Source organism: Defluviimonas sp. D31 (genome assembly GCF_033436765.1).
Classification (GTDB): domain Bacteria; phylum Pseudomonadota; class Alphaproteobacteria; order Rhodobacterales; family Rhodobacteraceae; genus Albidovulum.
In genome coordinates, this window is record NZ_JAWQFN010000059.1 from 1 (window position 1) to 1,730 (window position 1,730).

The 1,730-nt window shown below is 65.2% G+C and carries 1 protein-coding gene; it reads left to right on the plus strand.

The features are described 5' to 3' along the window. The first annotated feature begins 17 nt into the window (after nt 1–17). Entirely contained in the window at nt 18–1,694 is a 1,677-nt protein-coding gene (locus R5H32_RS20855; protein WP_318340556.1) for a formate--tetrahydrofolate ligase, read from the plus strand. The last annotated feature ends 36 nt before the right edge of the window (nt 1,695–1,730 follow it).

Consider the following 1,730-nt stretch of genomic DNA (forward strand, 5'->3'; position numbering starts at 1 on the left):
AAGGAGAGACAGAGAAGATGGCGTTCAAGACGGATATTGAGATTGCGCGCGAGGCGAAGAAGCGTCCGATCATGGAGATTGGCGACAAGCTGGGGATCCCGGCGGAGCATCTTCTGCCTTACGGGCATGACAAGGCGAAGGTGAGCCAGGAGTTCATCCGTTCGCTGGATGGCAAGAAGGACGGCAAGCTGATTCTCGTGACGGCGATCAACCCGACGCCTGCGGGCGAGGGCAAGACGACGACGACGGTTGGTCTTGGCGACGGTCTGAACCGGATCGGCAAGAAGGCGGTGATCTGCATCCGCGAGGCCTCTCTCGGGCCGAACTTCGGGATGAAGGGCGGGGCGGCCGGCGGCGGTCATGCGCAGGTCGTTCCGATGGAGGAGATGAACCTCCACTTCACCGGCGACTTCCACGCGATCACGAGCGCGCACAACCTTCTCAGCGCGATGATCGACAACCACATTTACTGGGGCAATGCGCTTGACATCGACGCGCGCCGGGTGACCTGGCGCCGGGTGATGGACATGAACGACCGGGCGCTCAGGGATATCGTGGTCAATCTCGGCGGCGTGGCCAACGGCTTCCCGCGCCAGACCGGCTTCGACATCACGGTCGCTTCGGAAGTGATGGCGATCCTGTGCCTGTCGAAGGATCTCGAGGACCTGCAGAAGCGTCTGGGCGACATCGTCGTCGCCTATACCCGCGCCAAGACGCCGGTCTATGCCCGCGACATCAAGGCCGACGGGGCGATGACGGTGCTTCTGAAGGACGCGATGCAGCCGAACCTGGTGCAGACGCTGGAGAACAACCCCGCCTTCGTGCATGGCGGCCCGTTCGCCAACATCGCGCATGGCTGCAACTCGGTGATCGCGACGAAGACCGCGCTGAAGCTCGGCGACTATGTTGTGACCGAGGCCGGCTTCGGCGCCGATCTCGGCGCGGAGAAGTTCTTCGACATCAAGTGCCGCAAGGCGGGCCTGAAGCCTGCGGCGGCGGTGATCGTGGCCACGGTCCGGGCGATGAAGATGAACGGCGGGGTGGCGAAGGCCGATCTTGGCGCGGAGAATGTCGACGCGGTGAAGAAGGGCTGCCCGAACCTCGGCCGCCACATCGCCAACGTGAAGTCGTTCGGCGTGCCGGTGGTGGTGGCGATCAACCACTTCTACTCGGACACCGATGCCGAGGTGGCGGCGGTGAAGGCCTATGTCGCCGAGCAGGGCGCCGAGGCGATCCTGTGCAAGCACTGGGCCAACGGCTCGGCGGGGATCGAGGATCTCGCCCGGAAGGTCGTCGAGATGGCCGAGAGCGGGTCTGCGAACTTCGCGCCGATCTATCCCGACGACATGGGGCTGTTCCAGAAGATCGAGACGATCGCGAAGCGCATCTACCACGCCGACGAGGTGCTGGCCGACAAGTCGATCCGCGACCAGTTGAAGGCCTGGGAAGAGGCGGGCTACGGGCATCTGCCGGTCTGCATGGCCAAGACCCAGTACTCGTTCTCGACCGATCCGAACCGCCGCGGCGCGCCCACGGGCCATTCGGTGCCGGTGCGCGAGGTGCGGCTTTCGGCCGGGGCCGGGTTCATCGTGGTGATCTGCGGCGAGATCATGACCATGCCGGGCCTGCCGAAGGTGCCGTCGGCGGAGGTGATCCGCCTCAACGAGGCGGGGCAGGTCGAAGGCCTGTTCTGATCCGGAAGGGCGGCGGGGCGGGGCATCGAGCCCCGC